This is a genomic window from Exiguobacterium sp. s189 (assembly GCF_018617615.1).
Lineage (GTDB): Bacteria > Bacillota > Bacilli > Exiguobacteriales > Exiguobacteriaceae > Exiguobacterium > Exiguobacterium aestuarii_A.
Genome location: NZ_JACSKM010000008.1, coordinates 92497 through 112489 on the forward strand (window position 1 = coordinate 92497; position 19993 = coordinate 112489).

Sequence of the window (19993 nt, forward strand, 5' to 3'; positions counted from 1 at the left end):
TCCGAAAGGTGGAAAACAGGATGCATCCCTTTTTCATTCTTTTTTCAATCGGCGTATAATGAAAGTAAGGAGTGAGACACATGCATGTACACATTACAGAACGTGCCCTCGAACGAATCGAGTCATTGAAAGGCGAACGTGAGGGACAGATGCACCTTTTCTATGAGACGGAAGGTTGCGGCTGTGGAAATAGCGGGATTTTCGAAATTCGATACGTCACGGAGAAGACCCCAGAAGACGTCGAAATCGAATCGAACCTTGGTCCGATCTTAATCAAAAACTGGACGAAAGTGTTTTTAGACGAACAGATGAAAATCGACTTCCTTGAAGACCGTCGTACGCTCGTCTTGAAAAGTGACGGACAAGTATTCAATTCGAACCTTCTCGTCACGGACGGCACGGGTTGTCAGTTGAACGTCCCGAGCCGATGAAACAGACGCTGAAACAACATCCGAAACTCCTCATTCTCTTTTTCGTGAGTTTCGGGCTTGGACTGCTTGGGATTTATTTAGCGTTCATCGATTCAGTCTATACGATGTCCGCCGTCATCGCCTCGCTGTTTGCGTTTGGTTTTGCGTTGCAACAAACAGGTAAAGAAATGGAAAAATAGGGATATAAGGTATTTATATTAATTCCGTGTGGTACAATTTTGAAAAGGAGGTTGTATCATGTGGTTCAAAAAGAAGTTTCTTAACTATCCCACCGCAATCTGGGGTGTATTCATTACTGGACTTTGGGTATGGTTTAGCATCCGCTTTCAAGAAAATTTATCCTCTTTTTTCATAAACTTTACGTATATCGGTTTTGGTCTTGCTGTCTTTCTTTTCATAGCGGTCGTTATAGAATCGAGTAAATCGAAATCTGATACGAGTTATAAAAATGATAGGTAATTAGTTTAATCAACAATGATGAGAAGGTGTCGTACCGTTCGTTCGACCCTTCTTTTCTATAGGCTTAAGGAGGATTTGAAATTGAAACGCTACATGATTCATTGTCAAAACATCGACGTCCGTGTTACTGAATGGGGCAAACGCGATAAACCCGTCATCTTTTGTTTGCACGGTCTCGGAAGTACCGCTCTCAGTTTCATCGAAGTCGCAGACAAACTAAAAGATGATTATTTTCTCCTCGCAATTGACGCACCGGGCCATGGTATGTCCCAATCTTTTCAAGATGACCATACATACGATTTCCCACAATTCTGTGAGTGGCTGAATGAATTACTCGATATGCTCAATGTGAATCGTTTTTATTTCCTTTCTCATTCTTGGGGATCGTTCATTCACCTTTACTATTTGATTGAATATGGCACACGTGTCGACGGTTCGATTTTGATTGATGGTGGCTATCAAAGTAAGCGACTGCGTGGAGATTCTCCTGAAAGCGAAGCTGCATTTTATGAAAAGGACTTCGAAGGATATTGTGAGTCATGGAATGAATTTGAGACGATTGCGGTATACGATGGTATTTCAAGACGTTCATCGCTTTTAAACTTGGCCGCTCAAGACCTAGCTCTACATAAAGATAACCGCTACTATTGGCACGCTAGAGGAAGAACTGGTGCAGCGATTATCAAATCGATGTATCGTGACGAAATTTTAGAGTTTTTGCCCCGTGTCCAAACAAACTTAATTACTCTATTGCGGGCAACACTTCCAGCAGAAGATGAGCCGTTTAAAGTCGATGCGTCAAATCAGTTAGCCAAATTGACTGGTGCCCTTATAAAGGCCGTTCCATCTACTTCGCACATGCTTCATTGGGACAACCCAGACCGAGTCGTTCAAGAAGTTAAAGAAAACTGGATCACATCTGTTTCCTTGTAAAAAAGGAGATTCGCCGCGGCGAATCTCCTTTTGAATACTTATTTCTTCTCTTTTACTGCCGTACGAATCGACAACTCTTCAAGTTGTGCGTCCGCGACCGGGCTCGGTGCTTGCGTGAGCAAGTCGCTTGCCGAAGCCGTTTTCGGGAAGGCGATCGTGTCGCGAAGGTTCGAACGACCCGCAAGAATCATGACGAGACGGTCGAGACCGAGTGCGATTCCCGCGTGTGGTGGTGTACCGTATTCGAACGCTTCGAGTAAGAAGCCGAACTGTTCAACTGCTTCTTCTTGCGTGAAGCCGAGCAATTTGAACATGCGCTCCTGGATGTCACGCTCGTAAATACGCTGTGAACCACCACCGAGCTCGTAACCGTTCAAGACGAGGTCATAGGCGATGGCGCGTACGCTTGCCGGGTCTGTCTCGAGAAGGTGAAGGTCTTCACGGTTTGGCATCGTGAACGGGTGGTGGTTCGCATAGAAGCGACCGTCTTCTTCTTCAAACGTCACGAGTGGGAAGTCTGTCACCCATAGGAAGTTGAATTTCGACTCGTCGATGAGACCGAGGTCGTGTCCGAGTTTGACGCGGAGTGCGCCAAGGCTGTCTGCGACGACAGTTGGTTTCGATGCGACGAAGAGGAGAAGGTCTCCTGCTTCTGCATTCGTCGCTTCGATCAACTTCTGTGCGTACGTTTCGTCGAAGAACTTCGCAATCGGACCGTTCAAGCCTTCCGCTGTCACTTTGAGCCATGCGAGACCTTTCGCACCGTAAACCGCTGTGAATTCTTGAAGCTTATCGATGTCTTTACGTGAGAAGTTGTCCGCCTCACCTTTGACATTGATTGCTTTGACTTGTCCGTTTGATTCGAGTGCGGCGTCAAATACTTTGAAGCCGGCACCTTTCACCGCATCAGCCACGTCGATGAGTTCAAGCCCGAAACGAGTGTCAGGTTTGTCCGAACCGAAACGGCGCATCGCTTCTTCGTGTGTCATACGTTCGAACTTCGCTGGTGTGTCCGTACGACCGAGCGTCGATTCCATAACTTGTCCCATCATTGATTCCATCATCGCCATCAAGTCTTCGATGTCCATGAAGCTCGTCTCGATGTCGACTTGCGTGAACTCAGGTTGACGGTCTGCACGAAGGTCTTCGTCACGGAAGCAGCGTGCGATTTGGAAGTAACGGTCAAATCCTGCGACCATGAGCAGCTGTTTGAAGAGCTGTGGTGATTGCGGGAGTGCATAGAACTCTCCACTGTGGACACGGCTCGGTACGAGATAGTCACGTGCGCCTTCAGGTGTCGACTTCGTCAAAATCGGCGTTTCGACTTCGAGGAACTCTTGCTCCGTCAAGAAGTTACGAATCGTGTTCGACGTCTTCGAGCGGAGACGGAACGTCTCTTGAAGCGCTGGACGACGAAGGTCGAGGTAACGGTATTTGAGGCGAAGGTCTTCTGAGACGTTTTCCGCTTCATCACCGATCGGGATTGGTGTCATCTTCGCCGCGTTCAAGATGTTGATCTCAGACGCGATGACTTCGATGTTTCCTGTCGGCATGTTCGGGTTCTTGTTCTCACGTTCGAGAACCGTTCCTTTCACGTCGAGGACATACTCGCTACGAATCGTTTCCGCGAGTTGGTGGACTGCTTCGTTTTCCGGGCGTACGACGACTTGGACGATTCCTGTGCGGTCACGAAGGTCGATGAAGATGAGTCCCCCGAGGTCACGACGTTTTTGTACCCATCCTTTTAATTGTACTTCTTGGCCGATGAGTGACTCTGTCACGCGGCCGTTCATATGTGTGCGTCCGATCATTGTCCTGCTCCTTCCGATAATTCACGAATTTTGTCTGCGACGGCCGAGAGTGGCACATCGACTTGTTCACCAGTCGTCATATCTTTCAAGGCGGCTGCCCCGCGCTCGACTTCATCATCCCCTAAGATGACTGTGAACTTGGCTTTCAGGCGGTCTGCCTGCTTAAATTGTCCTTTGAACTTGCGTCCTTGGTAATCACGGTCTGCCTTGAAACCTTCCATGCGGAGGAGTTGCAAGAGGCGTGTCGCAGTCAATTCGACTTCTTTCTCGCCTTGCGCGACGATAAAGACATCAAGACCTGTTTCGAGTTCAGGTAAGACTCCTTCATTCTCCAATGCGAGGATGAGGCGCTCCAACCCGATCCCGAAACCGATTCCCGGCATATCCGGTCCACCGATATCTTGTACGAGACCGTTATAGCGTCCACCGCCACAAAGTGTCGTGATGGCTCCGAACCCTTCTGCCTCGGACATGATTTCAAACGCTGTGTGCGTATAGTAATCGAGTCCACGAACGAGTGTCGGATCGACTTCGTAGGCGACGCCGAGTGCATCGAGTTGTGCGAGCACTTGGTCGAAGTAGGCTTTCGATTCTTCGTTCAAATACTCAAGGATCGACGGTGCTGTCTTCATCGATGGGTGATCGCGGTCAACCTTACAATCCAAGATGCGAAGCGGGTTCTTGTAAAGACGTGACTGGCAGTCTTGGCAAAGTTCGTCTGCCACCGGCTCGAAGTGACGGATGAGCGCATCGCGGTGGGCGTTGCGGCTTTCCGCGTCCCCAAGCGAGTTGACGACGACTTTGATTTTCTGAAGCCCAAACGACTTATAGATCGAGTAGGCGAGGCTGATGACTTCAGCGTCAACGGCCGGATCGCTACTTCCGATCGCTTCGACACCGTATTGGTGAAGCTGACGGAAGCGGCCTTTTTGCGGACGCTCATAGCGGAACATCGGTCCCATGTAGTAGAGCTTCGTCGGTTGGTCCGGATTTCCGAACAGTTTGTTCGTCACGAACGCACGGACGACAGATGCCGTTCCTTCTGGGCGAAGTGTGTACTCGTCTTTCCCTTTCTTCACGAGCGTGAACATCTCTTTTTGTACGATGTCCGTCGTTTCCCCGACACTGCGTGTGAACAGGTTCGTTGTTTCAAAGATTGGTGTGCGGATCTCTTTATAGTTGTAACGGGCGCTCATGTCGCGAAGTTTTTCCTCGACATATTGCCACGTCTCGACCGTGCCCGGAAGCAGGTCTTGTGTACCGCGTGGTGCTTTCATCATCACATTTCCCTCCTTAAAAAATACAAAAAGGCCCTCGTCCGCAAAGGGACGAGAGCCTGTGTAAGTTTCCCGTGGTACCACCCTCGTTGCAGAGCCATTACTTGAAACTCTGCCACTCGAAATCGGTTAACGCCCGATGAGACGGCTCCCCCTACTTATTTTCAAGGGAGCACCTCCAAAGTGTCGTTCGGGTCATCATCCAGTCGATGCTTTCAGCCAAGGCATCGCTCTCTTTGCTGGTGGGTTGACCGTACTCTTCTTTATCATAGGTGTTTGACTATATGCTTCATGATGCCGAATCAAGCCGGCATCTGTCAAGCGTTTTTTTCGAGCATGAGTGTGACCGGTCCGTCATTGACGAGTGCGACGTCCATCATCGCACCGAAGCGTCCCGTCTCGACGACGAGCCCGTTTGACCGGAGTCGCTCATTGAATTTTTCATAGAGCGTCTCGGCCATGTCCGGTTTTGCGGCCTTTGTAAAAGCAGGTCGCCGCCCTTTCATCGTATCTCCATACAATGTGAATTGCGAGACCGACAAGATTTGACCGGACACATCTTGAATCGATAAGTTCATCTTTTCTTGATCGTCCTCGAAGACGCGAAGTCCGGTCACCTTATCGGCGAGCCAGTTCACTTCTTCTTCAGTATCTTCATGTGTCACACCGACGAGAAGCAAGTATCCGGCGTTGATTGCCCCGACGACTTCTTCCTCGACTGTGACCGATGCTTCTTTCACTCGTTGCAATAATACACGCACGTTCCTCTTCCTTTCGTCACGTCATCATGACTCGGCTGACCGAATACACGTCTGAGATTTGTTTGATGCGCTCGACGACTTTCTGCAAGTGATTCACGTTCGGAATCGAGATCGTCATCGAGATGCGGGCTTGTTTGTTTTGGTCGCCCCGACCGCTGACGGCCACGATATTCGTATTCGTCGCCGATACTGCTTGAAGGACGTCGTTCAAGAGACCTGAACGATCATATCCCGTGATTTCGATATCGACGTTATAGTTCTTCTCTTTCGCTTGTCCGACTTCCCATTCGACGTCAAGAAGACGCTCCGGATGTTGTTCATTGACGATGTTCAAGCAGTCTTTCCGGTGAATCGAGACCCCGCGTCCACGGGTGATATATCCGACGATTTCATCTCCCGGGACCGGGTTACAGCAACGGCTCATACGGACGAGCATATTGTCGATTCCTTTGACCGTTACGCCCGCTTCCGTCGTTTTTTTCTTCGGTGCCTGACTGACTTTTAGTTCGCTGATCGCTTCAGAAAGTTCGAGTTTCGGCTCTTTCCGCTGCTTCTCCGTCAATTTATGTGCGACTTGAGCGGCCGTGATGCCTTGGTAACCGACAGCGGCATACATCTCTTCCTCGTTTCCGAAGTTGAACTTCTCGACGACGATACTGAGTGCCGGCTCATCGATCACTTCTTTCGGTTCAAAACCAAGCTTCTTGATTTCTGCCTCGACGAGATCTTTCCCTTTCTCGACGTTCTCTTCACGCTGTTGACGTTTGAACCATTGACGAATCTTGTTCTTCGCCTGACTCGAAACAGCGAGTTTCAACCAGTCCTTACTCGGTCCATAACTGTGCTTCGACGTGATGATTTCAATGATGTCACCCGTCTCGAGTTTGTAGTCGAGCGGGACCATCCGACCGTTCACTTTCGCACCTGTCATGCGATGGCCGATTTCCGTGTGGATCCGGTAGGCGTAGTCGATTGGGACAGAGCCTTTCGGCAATTCGAATACGTCCCCTTTTGGTGTGAAGACGTAGAGCATATCGCTAAAGAAGTCGACTTTAAGCGACTCCATGAATTCCTCGGCATCGGTCGTATCTTTTTGAAGCTCAAGAATCTCACGAAGGTGAGCAATCTTCTCATCGAATCCGTTCGTCGAGACGTTCTTCCCTTCTTTATACGCCCAGTGTGCCGCGATCCCGAACTCGGCGATGAAATGCATGTCTTTCGTCCGAATCTGGACTTCAAGCGGTTCACCTTTCGGCCCGATCACGGTCGTATGGAGCGACTGGTACATGTTCGGCTTCGGCATGGCGATATAATCTTTGAAGCGTCCTGGCATCGGCTTGTATTGCGTGTGGATGATCCCAAGTACCGCATAACAATCGCGGATCGAGTCGACGATAATGCGGACCGCCATCAAATCATAAATTTCATTGAATTCTTTTTTATGCTTCACCATCTTATTGTAGATGGAATAGATATGTTTCGGTCGGCCGTTCACGTCGGCATCAATATGCACTTCTTCAAGAACTCCGTTCACTTCCGTGATGACAGAAGTGACGAGCGCTTCTCGTTCCGTTCGCTTCTGTTTCATCATCGAGACGATCTTGTAGTATTGCTGCGGGTTGATATAACGTAACGAAATATCCTCGAGCTCCCACTTAATCGTCGAGATCCCCATCCGGTGTGCGAGCGGGGCAAAGATTTCAAGCGTTTCTTCGGCCTTTTGGACCTGCTTTTCTTTCGGCATATGCTGAAGTGTCCGCATGTTGTGGAGACGGTCCGCGAGTTTGATCAAGATGACGCGCACGTCTTCCGCCATCGCGATAATCATCTTCCGATGGTTCTCGGCGAGTTCTTCTTTTTTCGACTTGTATTTGATCTTACCAAGTTTCGTGACGCCATCGACGAGCATGGCCACGTCCGGACCGAAGTCGTCCGTCAATTGTTGTAACGAAATATCCGTATCTTCGACAACATCATGCAAGAGCGCTCCGATAATCGTCGTGGCATCTAAGCCGATATCAACGAGAATACCGGCCACTTGGACCGGATGGAGGATATAGGGCTCGCCCGAACGTCGGAACTGACCGGTATGATGAAGTTTTGCGTATTCGTAAGCGCGTTTCACTTCGGCTATATCGTCGTCACCCATATACTCCCCGAGCGCGTCGAGAAGATCCTCAATACTTACGATTTGTTTTTTGGTCATAACATTCGACACCCTTTTTCTTACCGCTCCAATCGACTCAGATTCGTCGCAGCATGGTAGTAGTTTATATTCAAGATTCTCTAATTTTTATAACCATTATCGAAAAAATCTGACGACCTGTCAAAGGTTGTAGGTTATTTTCCTCAAAAACTATTCAAAAACGGGAAGCATATGCTTCCCGTTTAACAATTAGTCTTCGTATCGGATGAGTGAGAAGACGTCATATCCTTCAAGACGCTCACGTCCACCGAGTCCGTCGAGTTCAATCAAGAACCCGATTCCTGCCACAACTCCACCGAGTTGTTCAATCATTTTGATTGTCGCTTCAATCGTACCACCTGTTGCGAGCAAGTCGTCGAGGATGACGACTTGTTGTCCAGGTTGGATTGAATCTTTGTGCATCGTTAAGATGTCTGTTCCGTACTCGAGACCGTATGATACACGTACTGTCTCACGTGGTAACTTTCCTTCTTTACGTACAGGTACGAACCCAAGTTCAAGTGCATATGCTGCCGGGCAACCGACGACAAATCCGCGCGCTTCCGGTCCAGCAATCAACTCTGCTCCACGCTCACGTGCATAAGCGACGAGCTCATCTACCGATTTCTTGTAGACTTCGCCATTTTGCATGAGTGATGTGATGTCTTTGAAGCTGATTCCTTCCTTCGGGTAATCCGCTACTTCTTTAATATGATGTTTGAAATCCATTTTATGTGTATGCCTCCTGCATCTTGTTCGATCGCAACGATTGTAACCGCTCTTTGAGCTCCGCCAATGACGCGTATACGAAACGCTCTTCGAGTTGTTGGCGCCCAATCCGGCGTTGATAGCACGGCGCCTCGGTCAAATCGCGTTTCGGTGCTTCTGGATTGACTCCAGGCAGTCCGTCTTCCATTGTAACAAGAAATTCGAGTTCAGAGAATACTTGATGCATAAATTGAATCGTATTTTTTGACCATTTTCGCTCTTTTGACAGACGAATCAGGTTTTCACGTAGATTTTTCCGTTCGCATGTCGCCATGTGTACATAATACGTTCGGAAATCCTCGCGTGATGGTAGACGCTCAAAGAAGAAATCTCCTTGACCGAATGCGCAATAGATTCGCTCGACGCCTTCATGAAGCTTTTCTGCAAGAACGTCTTCATCGTCAGGCAAATCGAGCAGGACGACGAAACGATTGAGCGGCTCGTCTCCTTCATGGAGCGGGTAGTCTTCAGTTGTCCCTTGGAACGACAAGAACGAAGTATGTTCTTTCGGTAAGTCCCTCAGCTCTTGCACCGATTTTTTCTTGCCGCGATAGTCAAACACTTGGAAGTCATCGACGCGTAAGTCTTGGATCATGAGCTGAGGCTTTCGCATCCCGTTCCATTCATTCACTTGAAGACTGCCCATCACCGAGATGTGGGCCATCTGTGAGATTTCTGAGACGACATGTCCGAACCCGAATCCGATGCCGTCGAGTTCACGCTTGTCTCCGGCGAGCTGCACTTTCAAATGTGTCGCATCGCGTCCGATTTGACGAATGTCACGAAGTTTCGCATCTGCGACGACGACGCGTGGAGAAGGGTTGCCCATGCCAAACGGCGCCAGTTTCGCAATCTCTGAAATCAAATCGAGCGAGACGTCATTGACCGTCAGCTTTAAATCGACGTTGACCCGTGGCACGAATACGTCATCTGGAATCCCTTCTGCTTGGCGATTCAGTCGTTCACGCAATTCGGCGACGTTCTCGGATTGAAGCGTCATCCCGGCAGCGGCCGGATGCCCCCCGAAGTGCGGCAAAATGTCTTCATTTTTCGAGAGTTCTTTAAATAAGTCAAACCCGTCAATCGAGCGACCCGAACCTTTCGCCTTGCCCGTCTCCGGGTCGTGGCAAAGGAGAATGACCGGACGATAGTACGCCTCGACGAGACGAGAGGCGACAATCCCGACGACACCCGGGTTCCACTTCTCACTCGCGACGACGAGCACACGGTCCTCGGTCATCGATGCTTCGACGAGTTCTTTCGCTTCAGCCGTAATCGTTTTGACGATGTCTTGACGTTCTTTATTTTGCTTGTCGAGTTGTTTCGCAAGCTCGAGCGCTTCTTCGACGTGTTCAGCTAAGAGCATCTGCAGCGCCGGCATCGCCGAATCGAGACGGCCCGCCGCATTGATCCGTGGACCGAACGCGAAACCGACCGATTCTTCGTTTAACACGCTATCACCGAGACCACACACTTCACGTAATGCTAAAATACCTGGTCGTTTCGAAGCTTCGAGTGCAGCGATTCCTTTTTTTGCGAGCAATCGGTTTTCACCGTCGAGTGGGACGAGGTCAGCAATTGTTCCGAGTACTGCCAAATCAAGCAGTTCCTCTGGCATTCTTCCTAACACGGCATGCGCCACTTTGAGGGCGACACCTGCACCGGCGAGTTTATCGTATGGATATTTCGGGTCGATGTGTGGGTGGATGATGGCATACGCGTCCGGCAATGTCTCTTTCGGCTCGTGGTGGTCGGTGATGATCAAATCGACACCAAGGTCTTTTAACAGTGTCGCTTCTTCAATCCCTGAGATTCCACAGTCCACTGTGATCACCAAGGTGAAGCCTTCGTTCGCTGCCCATTGGAACGCTTCCTTGTTCGGTCCATACCCTTCCGTGAAACGGTTTGGGATATAGCACTCGGCCATGACACCGATCTCGGTCAAGGCGTGCCACATGACGGATGAGGCACTGACACCATCGACATCATAGTCGCCATAGATGAGCACCATCTCACCTTCGTCTGCCGCCTGCTTGATCCGAGATACGACTTTTTCCATCTGTTCAAACAAATACGGGTCATGAAAGACGAGTTCTTCCTCAGCATACAAAAATGCCTTGGCCGCTTCTACGTCCTGATGTCCACGCTGAACGAGCAACGTCGCGAGTTGTGCTGATATATTTAATTCGTTTTGTAAACGTGTGACATCGTCCGGGTTCGTTTCCGGATAGAGCCACTGTTTCTTCGAATGGTACATGTCCTTCACTCCAATCAATTGTAGATTATAGCAGACCACGTGAAAGATGTGCCGTCTTGACATTTAAAAAGGTCTCCCGTTTGAAGGGAGACCCACTCGTTACGCCTCTGTGACCGGCGTATCTTTTTTCTTGTTGATGGTCGTGCGTTTGATGAGAAGCCACAAGTACGATGCGATGAAGATAGATGAGTACATCCCCATGAAGAGTCCGATAATCAATGCGAGCGAGAAGCTACGAATCGACTCGGCACCGAACACGTACAAGGCGATCGCCGTCACGAGTACCGTGATGACGGTATTGACCGAACGAACAATCGTTTCTTGAATCGATTTGTTGATGATCGACTCATAGACATCCATCGAACGAATCTTCCGTTCTTTTTCATACGACGTGATGTTCTCCCGCACGCGGTCGAACGTAACGATCGTATCGTTGACGGAGTAACCGATAATGGTCAGGATCGCTGCGATGAAGTACAAGTTAACCTCAATCCCAAAGAGTGAGAATGCGACGATCATGAAGAAAGCATCGTGTAACATCGCCACCACGGTCGCAACCGCATAAGAAAATTGGAAACGGACCGTGATGTACAGGATGATCCCAATCGACGCAACGGCTACCGCATACAAGGCATTTTTCGCCAAGTCACGACCGACTTGAGCCGACACGGTGCTGATGTTCGGGTCGTTGCCGAACTGCTCCGTGAACGCCGTCTTGACGCTCGCGACTTCTTCTTGGCCCAATTGTCCGACGAACGTCACATATGCCAAACGTCCTTCATCTGCATACTGGACGCTCGAAATCTCTTGGTCAATCCCTGCGTCATTGAACGCTTGCGTGAACTCTTCTTGCGAGACACGTTCTTCCGTTAATACCTCGACACGTGTTCCTGAGGCGAAGTCAATCCCAAGGTTCAATCCTCGGAAGAACAAGAGACCGATTCCGAGAACGACGATTGCCGTCGAAACCAAGAACATCGTGCGCATATGTTTGACGTAATTCCATTCAGTAAGCTTAAAGTTCACGGATTTCACTCTCCTTCACACCAAACCATCCTTTACGTTTGTCGAACAGACGACTTGAGACAAGGAGGTGCATCAAATAACGTGAGATGAATACGTTCGAGATGAACGTCATCGCGATTGAGATCATGAGCATAATCGCGAACCCTTTGACTGAGCTTTGTCCGAAATAGAACAAGACCGCAGCCGAGATGAGTGTCGTCAAGTTGGCATCGATGATCGTGCTAAGTGATCGGCGGTTACCGGCACGGAATGCAGACAAGACCGACTTCCCAGAGCGGAGCTCATCTTTGATTCGTTCCGCCGTAATAATGTTCGCATCGACGGCCATCCCGACCCCGAGGACGAGTGCCGCAATCCCTGGGAGCGTCAAGACCGCATTGATTCCATTGAAGAACAACATGATCAAGTTGATATACAGTACAAGCGTGATGATCGACACGAGTCCTGGTAGACGATAGAAGAACAACATGAAGATGAACACGGCAATGATCCCGATTGAAGCGGCAAACACCGTCTCTTCTAATGCGTCTTGACCGAACTGAGCCGATACCGACGTCGAGTAGATCTCGTCAAGTTTGACAGGGAGTGCCCCTGCGTTCAAGATGTCGGCGAGTTGCTTTGCACTCTCAGCTGTAGTATCCCCACCTGAAATAATAGCCTTGTCCGATAAGATTTGACTCTTGACTCGAGCATCTGAAACAATCTTCGAGTTCTCTTTTTGAATCTCTTCCTCGTATGTGTCACCTTCTTCATAATCGAGCCAGATGACGAGACGATTTTCAGGTTCGGGAAGCTGTGCGATTTCAGCAGTTACTTCACCAAATTTTTCAGCCGATTGCAAGGTTAACTCAACAACCGGTTCTCCGCTGTTAGGGTCGTACCCAAGAGCCGCACCGCGTGGCGCCAAATCTTTCCCGTCGAGCAAGACGTTGTCGTTCACGTCACGGAACGTCAATTGTGCTGTTGACGAGATGACTTCGCGCGCTTCGTTTTGGTTCGATACGCCAGCGAGCTGGACACGGATTCGATTGTTCTCTTCGATTCGAACGTCCGGTTCGGAAACCCCGAGGACGTTGATTCGGTTGTTGATGGCGCGAACGGTTGCATTCATCGCCGACTCGTCGATGACATCGCCGTCTTCGAGCGGTTGTACTTCATACAAAACTTCGAATCCACCTTTTAAGTCGAGTCCGAGGTTTGTGTTCTTGACGACCCAAGGTGTCGAGAACACAGCGAGCAGGATCGTCGCAATCATGATGATCGCGAAAATCGCAATGTTGCCTTTTTTGTACATACGACTATTTCCTTTCTAAACCACTGTTCTTGATATAACTTCTCTCGTTAACATTACAAATTTTCTAAACATTTATCAATCATTTTCCTAAAATTGTAACGTCTATTCACGTAAATGTAGCGTTAATTTGCGTGTGAGACTAAATGTTGCACAAGGGCAAAACTTCATGTATGATGTAGCTAACATCACAACATCAAAGGAGTCTTTCCACATGGACAGCACAATTATTTTTGCGTTTCTCCTCACCTTGTTCGCAGGGCTTGCGACAGGGATCGGGAGTATGATCGCATTCTTTGCGAAACGGACGAACACGGCTTTCTTGTCCATCTCTCTCGGATTTTCAGGCGGTGTCATGATTTACGTATCGTTCATCGAGATTTTCCCAAAGGCGCTTGAAGAACTTGTCGGCGCACACGGGGAGTATACCGGAACGATTTACACCGTCCTCGCGTTCTTCGGGGGTATGTTCTTGATTGGTATGATCGATAAGTTCATCCCAAAAATGGAGAACCCGCACGAGGTCAAGTTCGTTGAATCGATGCAGAACGATCCGTCAACGCAAGAGTTGGCAACGACAGCAACAAATGAAGCGGCTCCAATCAATCATCCTGAGACACAAAGTCGCCTAAAGAAAATGGGGATTTTCATGGCACTCGCCATCGGGATTCACAACTTCCCGGAAGGACTCGCGACGTTCATCTCGGCGCTTGATGACCCAACCGTCGGTGTGGCCATCGCCATCGCGATCGCACTGCATAACATTCCGGAAGGGATTGCCGTCTCCGTGCCGATTTATTATGCGACAGGTTCTCGGAAGAAGGCGTTCAAGCTTTCGATGTTATCCGGTCTCGCCGAGCCAGCTGGGGCTGCCATCGGATTTTTGATTCTCATGCCGTTCTTGAGCGACACCGTCTTCGGGCTGTTGTTCGCGGCAGTCGGAGGGATCATGGTCTTCATCTCGCTCGACGAGTTGCTTCCTGCCGCCCGTGAATATGGGCATGCCCATCATTCGATGTACGGAATGGTCGCCGGGATGATCGTCATGGCGACGAGTCTTATCCTATTAATGTAACGAGCAATGCCCTGACGCGAGGCGTCAGGGCATTTGTCATGTCGTCTTAAACACATGGACGACATCTTTTAATTCAGACGACATATGACTCATCGTTTCGGCGATGCTGTTGATTTCTTGAATGGCCGCGAGTTGTTCCTCGACATTGGCCCCCGCCTCTTCGACGCTCCGTTGTGTCGAGACGGCGTTCGTGGACATATCCTCGACCGAAACGGCAACTTCTGTCGTATTGGCACTGACTTCTTCTGTCGCAGCGGCAATCTCACTCATCTGACGCGACGTCTCTTCAATGACCGATACAATCTCACGGAACGCTGAGGCGACTTCACCCATCTGTGATACCCCACTCTCGACATGCACGCTCGATTCTTCAAACGCGGTCTCGACTTGCTCCGTGTCTCGCTGGATATCACGGACGACTGTCTGAATTTGAATGGCAGATTGCTTCGACTCCTCGGCAAGCTTTCTCACTTCTGCCGCGACGACCGCAAACCCTTTCCCATGTTCACCCGCACGTGCCGCCTCGATGGCCGCATTGAGCGCTAGCAAGTTCGTCTGTTCCGTAATGGCCGTGATGGAGCGGGTAATCTTCTCAATCTCAAGCGACTGGTTCGAAAGACGAGTCACCATCTGTTGCGTGAGCTCATTGGCGCGACGAATCTCTTGCATTCGCTGCTCTGCTAATTGAACGGTCTCAAGCCCACCGTTTGCCGCTTCAAGTGTATGAATCGTCTGTTCGTTCACTCCTTGTGACGCTGCGGCAATCTGATTCAACCCATCGACCGCTTGATTGACGCCGATCGTCCCTTCTTCCGCTCGTTTGGAGGACCCTTGGGCCGCCACATTCATGTCTTCAAACAGACGAGAGACACCTTGGGTCGTTGTCGCCACGTGTTCCGTACTCGCATATAGTTCTTCAGAGTAGGCAGTGACTTTCTCTGAAGCCTCGCCAACTCGACGAATCAATCCGACGAGGTTATGTTTCATCTCGTTGAAAGCCGTGACAAGGTCTCCGAGCTCATCGTTTGAGGCGACCTCAATATCTTCGCCCGTCAAATCGCCGCTTGCCATGATTCGTGCTTGACGACCGAGTCGGTTGATCGGTTTTAAGAAGAGGCGTTGTAAGGCAAGTAAGGACAGGATTCCGATCACGACACCGACGACGCTAATGACGAGCATCCAGAGGATTGAGCTCTCCGCTTCGGCCTGTACAACTTTCGTCTCGGATGCGAGGAGTTCGCCCTTGTATTCGACAAGGTCTGTCACCGTCATCCGAACACGGTCCGTCGTCGGAGTCACACTCGTGTTGAGGACCGTTTTATACCCAATCTCATCTTGTTGCTGGCGAAGTTCGATGGCGCGACTCATCTCACGGTCCAACAACTCATTAAATTTCTCCAAATCCCCCAACCAAGATAAAATCTTCTCATCTGAAGAGGATGCTTTCAGTGAAGCCATCAACTCGTCACGCTGCTCCTGGACACTTTGCAGACTGATGAGTGTTTTCGGATTGGCGACGAGCATATAGTAATTCAAATAGCGTTCCGCATCGGTCACCGCGAGTGATAGGTTTTCAGCCAACAGCATTTCTTGCGTCCCTTCGTTCAGCACTCGGTCATATGCGGCAGTCGATTGTCTCAGTTGATATGAACCAAGCGCTCCGACAAGGACGAGCGCGATAATTGTGGGAACTAGCGCAATCGACATTCGTCTTCTGAGAGAAGAACGCCCTCTCTGTTTTGTACCGCTCCGCTTCCAGGTCCACCCTTTCCAATTCTTCATCGGTCGTACCAATCGTTTCACGTCCATGTCATCCGTTCTCCTTCATCTCGAATTTCTTCTCAATTTGACATTAATGCAAACGTTTTCACGAATCAAATCGATTTTTCGAAATGAGGTGGATGAATGTTGATTCGATTTCGTTTTGACAAAAAGAAGCCATGTTTGTATACTTTAAATCGTAATTATTACGTTTTGAGAGGTATTCACATGAATGTTGAGAACACATCCTTATTAATTATCGGCGCGGGTGTCCATGGGATGACACTCGCCATCTCATATATGGAACAAGGCGGGCAACTGGAAGATGTTCTGATTGTCGACCGACACACCGATCCGCTCGCGAATTGGAAACAGCAGACTTCATCCATCTCCATGTCACACCTTCGTTCGACTCGCGTGCACCACGTTTCTTCGAATCCGCACGCCTTGAAACAATTCGCATCTCGTTATGCCTATCGCTCCAATCACTTCAAAGATACGTTCGGTCGTCCTTCACTCGAACTGTTCAACGACCATGCCGAATCGTCATGGGAGGCGTATCGCCTCGAGGAGCGATTCCTCGGCAATGAACGGGTGATGACGCTCCGAAAAGATGGGGCGCACTATCACGTCCGAACAGACCGCCGCCTCATCGTCGCGGACTCAGTCATTGTCGCAATCGGTCAATCCGCAAATGTCGTGTTACCCGAATGGGCGGACGAACGTTGCCGACACGTTTTCATGAAAGATTCTTCGGACGAATCAGATGAAGTGATTGTCGTCGGCGGTGGCATCACAGCACTTCATTATGTCGTGAAACGTGTCAATCAAGGTCATCACGTGACACTCGTGACGAGACGACCACTAGAAGTGAGTCAATTCGACGCCGATCGACAGTTCATGGGACCGAAAGGATTAGTTGACTTCCATCGTCTGAAACAAGACTGGACGACAAAGCGATCATTTATCGCCCGTGAACGAAAGCCGGGATCCGCTCCGAACGATCTCGTATTGAAAGTGAAACGCCTCATTCAAACGAATGCCGTGACACATCTCATCGGAGAAGCCGAGCGGGACAGTGATTCGTTATTCGTGAACAGTGAAAAACTTGCCGGGCAAGAAGTCGTCTGTTGTACAGGAATTAGGCCGCACCCTGTGAAAGAGACTTTCTTGCAGCCATTAATCGACCAGCTCCATCTTCCTCTCACGCCATGTGGCACACCTGCCTTGAATGAACGTCTCGAATGGACGCCTGGTCTATACTTGACGGGTGCCTATGCGGATTTGATCATCGGTCCATTCGCGAGAGCCGTCTACGGTGGACAAGAGGCTGCCCGAAGAATTCTCCCCCAACTTCTATCCACACAAAAAAGCGTCCGACCATAATGGTCAGACGCTTACTTGCTTATTCCTCAAATGAGGCATTCGCTTTTTTCACGACTTCCGCAACTGCGCTTCGGTTGAAACGGAGAAGCGATTGATCGCATTTCAAAACGACATGTGTGTCTTCGATTTGATGAACGACGCCGTGTAAACCGCCGATTGTGACAACGCTGTCGCCACGCTCGAGGGCGTTTTGCATCGCTTGTACTTCTTTTTGACGTTTCGTCTGTGGACGAATCAACAAGAAGTAAAATACGACGAAAATCAAGATCATTGGTAATAACGCAACGATTGTTTCCATGAGTAACATTCACCCTTTCCTTCAATATCAGGTTCATTATACCGTGAAACTGAAGCATTGTCACACAATGTCCGACACGTTTGCTTAGAAATTCTTCGCGTTCGGCTTGTTGTAGCCGTATTCTTCGAAGAACTCTTCTTTGAAATCGAGCAAACGGTCTTCACGAATCGCTTGACGAACCTGCTCCATCAACTTCACGAGGAAGTGAAGGTTGTGTGTCGTACATAAGTGAAGACCGAACATCTCGTCCGCACGAATCAAATGATGGACATACGCACGTGAGTAATTCTTACACGTGTTGCAATCACACTTCTCATCGATCGGGCCGAAGTCTGTCTTATACTTCGCTTGTTTGATCGTGACGCGACCTTTTGAAGTCATAAGCGTCCCGTTCCGTGCAATCCGTGTCGGGAGGACACAGTCGAACATATCGATTCCACGAATCGACCCTTCAATCAACGCATCCGGCGAACCGACACCCATCAAATAACGTGGTTTGTTTTCCGGCATGAGCGGCGTCGTGAACTCGAGGGCACGATACATGACGTCTTTCGGTTCACCGACCGAGAGACCACCGACCGCATATCCCGGGAAGTCGAGTGAGACGAGGTCTTTTGCACTTTGACGACGAAGATCCTCATATTCCCCACCTTGAATGATCCCGAAGAGCGCTTGGTCTTCTGGACGCTCGTGTGCCTCAAGGCAACGTTCTGCCCAGCGGCTCGTGCGTTCGACCGACTTCTTCATGTATTCATGTGTCGCAGGATAAGGTGGGCACTCGTCGAATGCCATCATGATATCCGACCCGAGTGCGTTTTGAATCTCCATCGCTTTTTCCGGTGACAAGAACAACTTGTCTCCGTTCAAGTGATTACGGAAATGAACGCCTTCTTCTTGAATGTTTCGAAGATCGGCAAGTGAGAATACTTGGAAACCACCAGAATCAGTGAGGATCGCCCCGTCCCAGTTCATGAACTTATGAAGCCCGCCTGCTTGTTTGATAACCTCATGTCCCGGGCGAACCCATAGATGGTACGTGTTCGACAAGATGATGTTCGCACCCATCGCCTTGACCTGTTCTGGTGCCATCGTCTTGACGCTCGCTTGCGTCCCGACCGGCATGAAGACCGGTGTCTCGAACGACCCGTGCGGCGTATGGACAATTCCGTGCCGCGCTCCGGTCTGTTTACATGTGTGAATGTGTTCGTATGTGACTGCGTGTTTTGTCATTTTGTTACTTCCTTCCTCGTGATGAGCATCGCGTCTCCAAAACTGAAGAAGCGGTATCGTTCTGCGACCGCAGTCCGATAAGCGTGTAAGATGATGTCGCGCGTCGCGAATGCCGAGACGAGCATGACGAGTGTCGATTTAGGCAAGTGGAAGTTCGTGATCAATCCATCGATTGCCTTCAACTCGACACCAGGGTAGATAAAGATATCCGTCCAGCCCGATGACTCGACGAAATCCCCATGGTCTCGCATGATTGTTTCGAGCGTCCGTGTCGAAGTCGTACCGACCGCAAAGATGCGACCTCCGTTCGACCGGACATCTCGGAGCGCTTCAGCCGATTGAGCTGACAACTCGAAATATTCGCTATGCATCGTATGTTCTTCAATCGAATCAGCCGTCACCGGACGGAACGTACCGAGACCGACGTGAAGCGTGAGTGGGATCAATCGAACCCCTTTCGCCTTCGCTGCCTCGAGCAGTTCTTCTGTGAAATGGAGACCTGCTGTCGGAGCGGCTGCACTGCCTCGTTCCCGCGCATAGACCGTCTGATAGCGATCCTGGTCATCGAGTTGTTCACGGATGTACGGTGGGAGTGGCATTGTTCCGAGTTCGTCTAAAATCTCGTAGAAGATACCGTCGTAGTCGAACTTGAAGCGACGTCCGCCTTCCGGGAGTTCCTCGACGCATTCCGCGCGGAGAAGTCCGTCACCAAATTCGACAATCGAACCAACACGGACTTTTTTCGCCGGTTTGACGAGCGCTTCCCATACGTCGTCTTCCGTCTGTTTCAATAAGAGCAGTTCCACTTTCCCGCCTGTCTCTTGTTTCGCTCCGAAGAGACGAGCCGGTAAGACGCGCGAATCGTTGACGACGAGCGCATCTCCCTCGTTCAAGTAGTCGAGCACGTCACGGAAATGACGATGCTCGATGTCTCCTGTCTCACGGTCCAATACGAGCAGACGTGAGCTCGTCCGATCAAGCAACGGGACCTGGGCAATCAACTCTTCTGGCAATTCAAAATCATAATCGTTTACGTTCAATTGA

General features: G+C 49.8%; 15 protein-coding genes, 1 pseudogene and 1 other annotated feature. Of the genes and pseudogenes, 5 read left to right on the plus strand and 11 right to left on the minus strand.

Annotated features, from left to right (window positions below):
* Positions 1-80 precede the first annotated feature (80 nt).
* The 3 genes from KNO99_RS11155 to KNO99_RS11165 all read left to right on the plus strand — a co-directional run bounded on the left by KNO99_RS11155 (position 81) and on the right by KNO99_RS11165 (position 1823).
* Positions 81-431: an iron-sulfur cluster biosynthesis family protein gene (locus KNO99_RS11155; protein WP_214748512.1), complete on the plus strand. Its 351-nt coding sequence runs from the start codon at positions 81-83 to the stop codon at positions 429-431.
* Positions 404-610 carry a hypothetical protein gene (locus tag KNO99_RS11160; RefSeq protein ID WP_214748515.1) on the plus strand — a complete coding sequence of 69 codons (207 nt, stop codon included), beginning with the start codon at positions 404-406 and terminating at the stop codon, positions 608-610. Before KNO99_RS11155 ends, KNO99_RS11160 begins: the two co-directional genes overlap by 28 nt.
* Before the next feature lie 361 nt (positions 611-971).
* A complete protein-coding gene (locus KNO99_RS11165) occupies positions 972-1823 on the plus strand; it encodes an alpha/beta fold hydrolase (protein ID WP_214748520.1) in 852 nt (283 codons plus the stop codon).
* 38 nt (positions 1824-1861) lie between these two features.
* Here the strand turns inward: KNO99_RS11165 and aspS are convergent, their stop codons facing one another.
* From aspS to secD, 7 genes and pseudogenes are all read right to left on the minus strand, one after another.
* Entirely contained in the window at positions 1862-3634 is a 1773-nt protein-coding gene (aspS, locus tag KNO99_RS11170) for an aspartate--tRNA ligase (RefSeq protein ID WP_214748523.1), read from the minus strand.
* A complete protein-coding gene (hisS, locus tag KNO99_RS11175; RefSeq protein WP_251126098.1) occupies positions 3631-4911 on the minus strand; it encodes a histidine--tRNA ligase in 1281 nt (426 codons plus the stop codon). Before hisS ends, aspS begins: the two co-directional genes overlap by 4 nt.
* Positions 4912-4955: 44 nt before the next feature.
* Positions 4956-5190: a binding site (T-box leader), on the minus strand.
* Between the two features lie 38 nt (positions 5191-5228).
* On the minus strand, positions 5229-5672 hold the full coding sequence (gene dtd / locus KNO99_RS11180; RefSeq protein WP_031421442.1) for a D-aminoacyl-tRNA deacylase: 444 nt from the start codon (positions 5670-5672) through the stop codon (positions 5229-5231).
* A 16-nt stretch (positions 5673-5688) separates the two neighbouring features.
* The gene (locus KNO99_RS11185) at positions 5689-7878 is read right to left on the minus strand and encodes a RelA/SpoT family protein (protein ID WP_074035181.1); all 2190 of its coding nucleotides are present in this window, start codon (positions 7876-7878) and stop codon (positions 5689-5691) included.
* Positions 7879-8067: 189 nt separating this feature from the next.
* The gene (locus KNO99_RS11190; RefSeq protein ID WP_074035183.1) at positions 8068-8586 is read right to left on the minus strand and encodes an adenine phosphoribosyltransferase; all 519 of its coding nucleotides are present in this window, start codon (positions 8584-8586) and stop codon (positions 8068-8070) included.
* Position 8587: 1 nt separating this feature from the next.
* On the minus strand, positions 8588-10882 hold the full coding sequence (gene recJ, locus KNO99_RS11195) for a single-stranded-DNA-specific exonuclease RecJ (protein WP_214748526.1): 2295 nt from the start codon (positions 10880-10882) through the stop codon (positions 8588-8590).
* Between the two features lie 99 nt (positions 10883-10981).
* Positions 10982-13202, minus strand: a pseudogene (secD, locus tag KNO99_RS15370) (protein translocase subunit SecD).
* 211 nt (positions 13203-13413) lie between these two features.
* Between secD and zupT the strand changes: the two are divergent.
* The gene (gene zupT / locus KNO99_RS11210; protein ID WP_214748532.1) at positions 13414-14274 is read left to right on the plus strand and encodes a zinc transporter ZupT; all 861 of its coding nucleotides are present in this window, start codon (positions 13414-13416) and stop codon (positions 14272-14274) included.
* Between the two features lie 36 nt (positions 14275-14310).
* Here the strand turns inward: zupT and KNO99_RS11215 are convergent, their stop codons facing one another.
* Positions 14311-16083, minus strand: a complete 1773-nt coding sequence (locus KNO99_RS11215) for a methyl-accepting chemotaxis protein (RefSeq protein WP_214748534.1) — start codon at positions 16081-16083, stop codon at positions 14311-14313.
* Positions 16084-16263: 180 nt separating this feature from the next.
* Here KNO99_RS11215 and KNO99_RS11220 point away from each other — a divergent pair, with 180 nt between their 5' ends.
* Positions 16264-17421: an NAD(P)-binding domain-containing protein gene (locus KNO99_RS11220; RefSeq protein WP_214748536.1), complete on the plus strand. Its 1158-nt coding sequence runs from the start codon at positions 16264-16266 to the stop codon at positions 17419-17421.
* Positions 17422-17440: 19 nt separating this feature from the next.
* Here KNO99_RS11220 and yajC read toward each other — a convergent pair whose 3' ends face one another.
* The 3 genes from yajC to queA form a co-directional block, all read right to left on the minus strand.
* Entirely contained in the window at positions 17441-17719 is a 279-nt protein-coding gene (gene yajC / locus KNO99_RS11225; protein WP_031421435.1) for a preprotein translocase subunit YajC, read from the minus strand.
* A gap of 84 nt (positions 17720-17803) precedes the next feature.
* Positions 17804-18949: a tRNA guanosine(34) transglycosylase Tgt gene (tgt, locus tag KNO99_RS11230; protein WP_214748538.1), complete on the minus strand. Its 1146-nt coding sequence runs from the start codon at positions 18947-18949 to the stop codon at positions 17804-17806.
* Positions 18946-19989 carry a tRNA preQ1(34) S-adenosylmethionine ribosyltransferase-isomerase QueA gene (gene queA, locus KNO99_RS11235; protein ID WP_214695614.1) on the minus strand — a complete coding sequence of 348 codons (1044 nt, stop codon included), beginning with the start codon at positions 19987-19989 and terminating at the stop codon, positions 18946-18948. Before queA ends, tgt begins: the two co-directional genes overlap by 4 nt.
* Positions 19990-19993 lie beyond the last annotated feature (4 nt).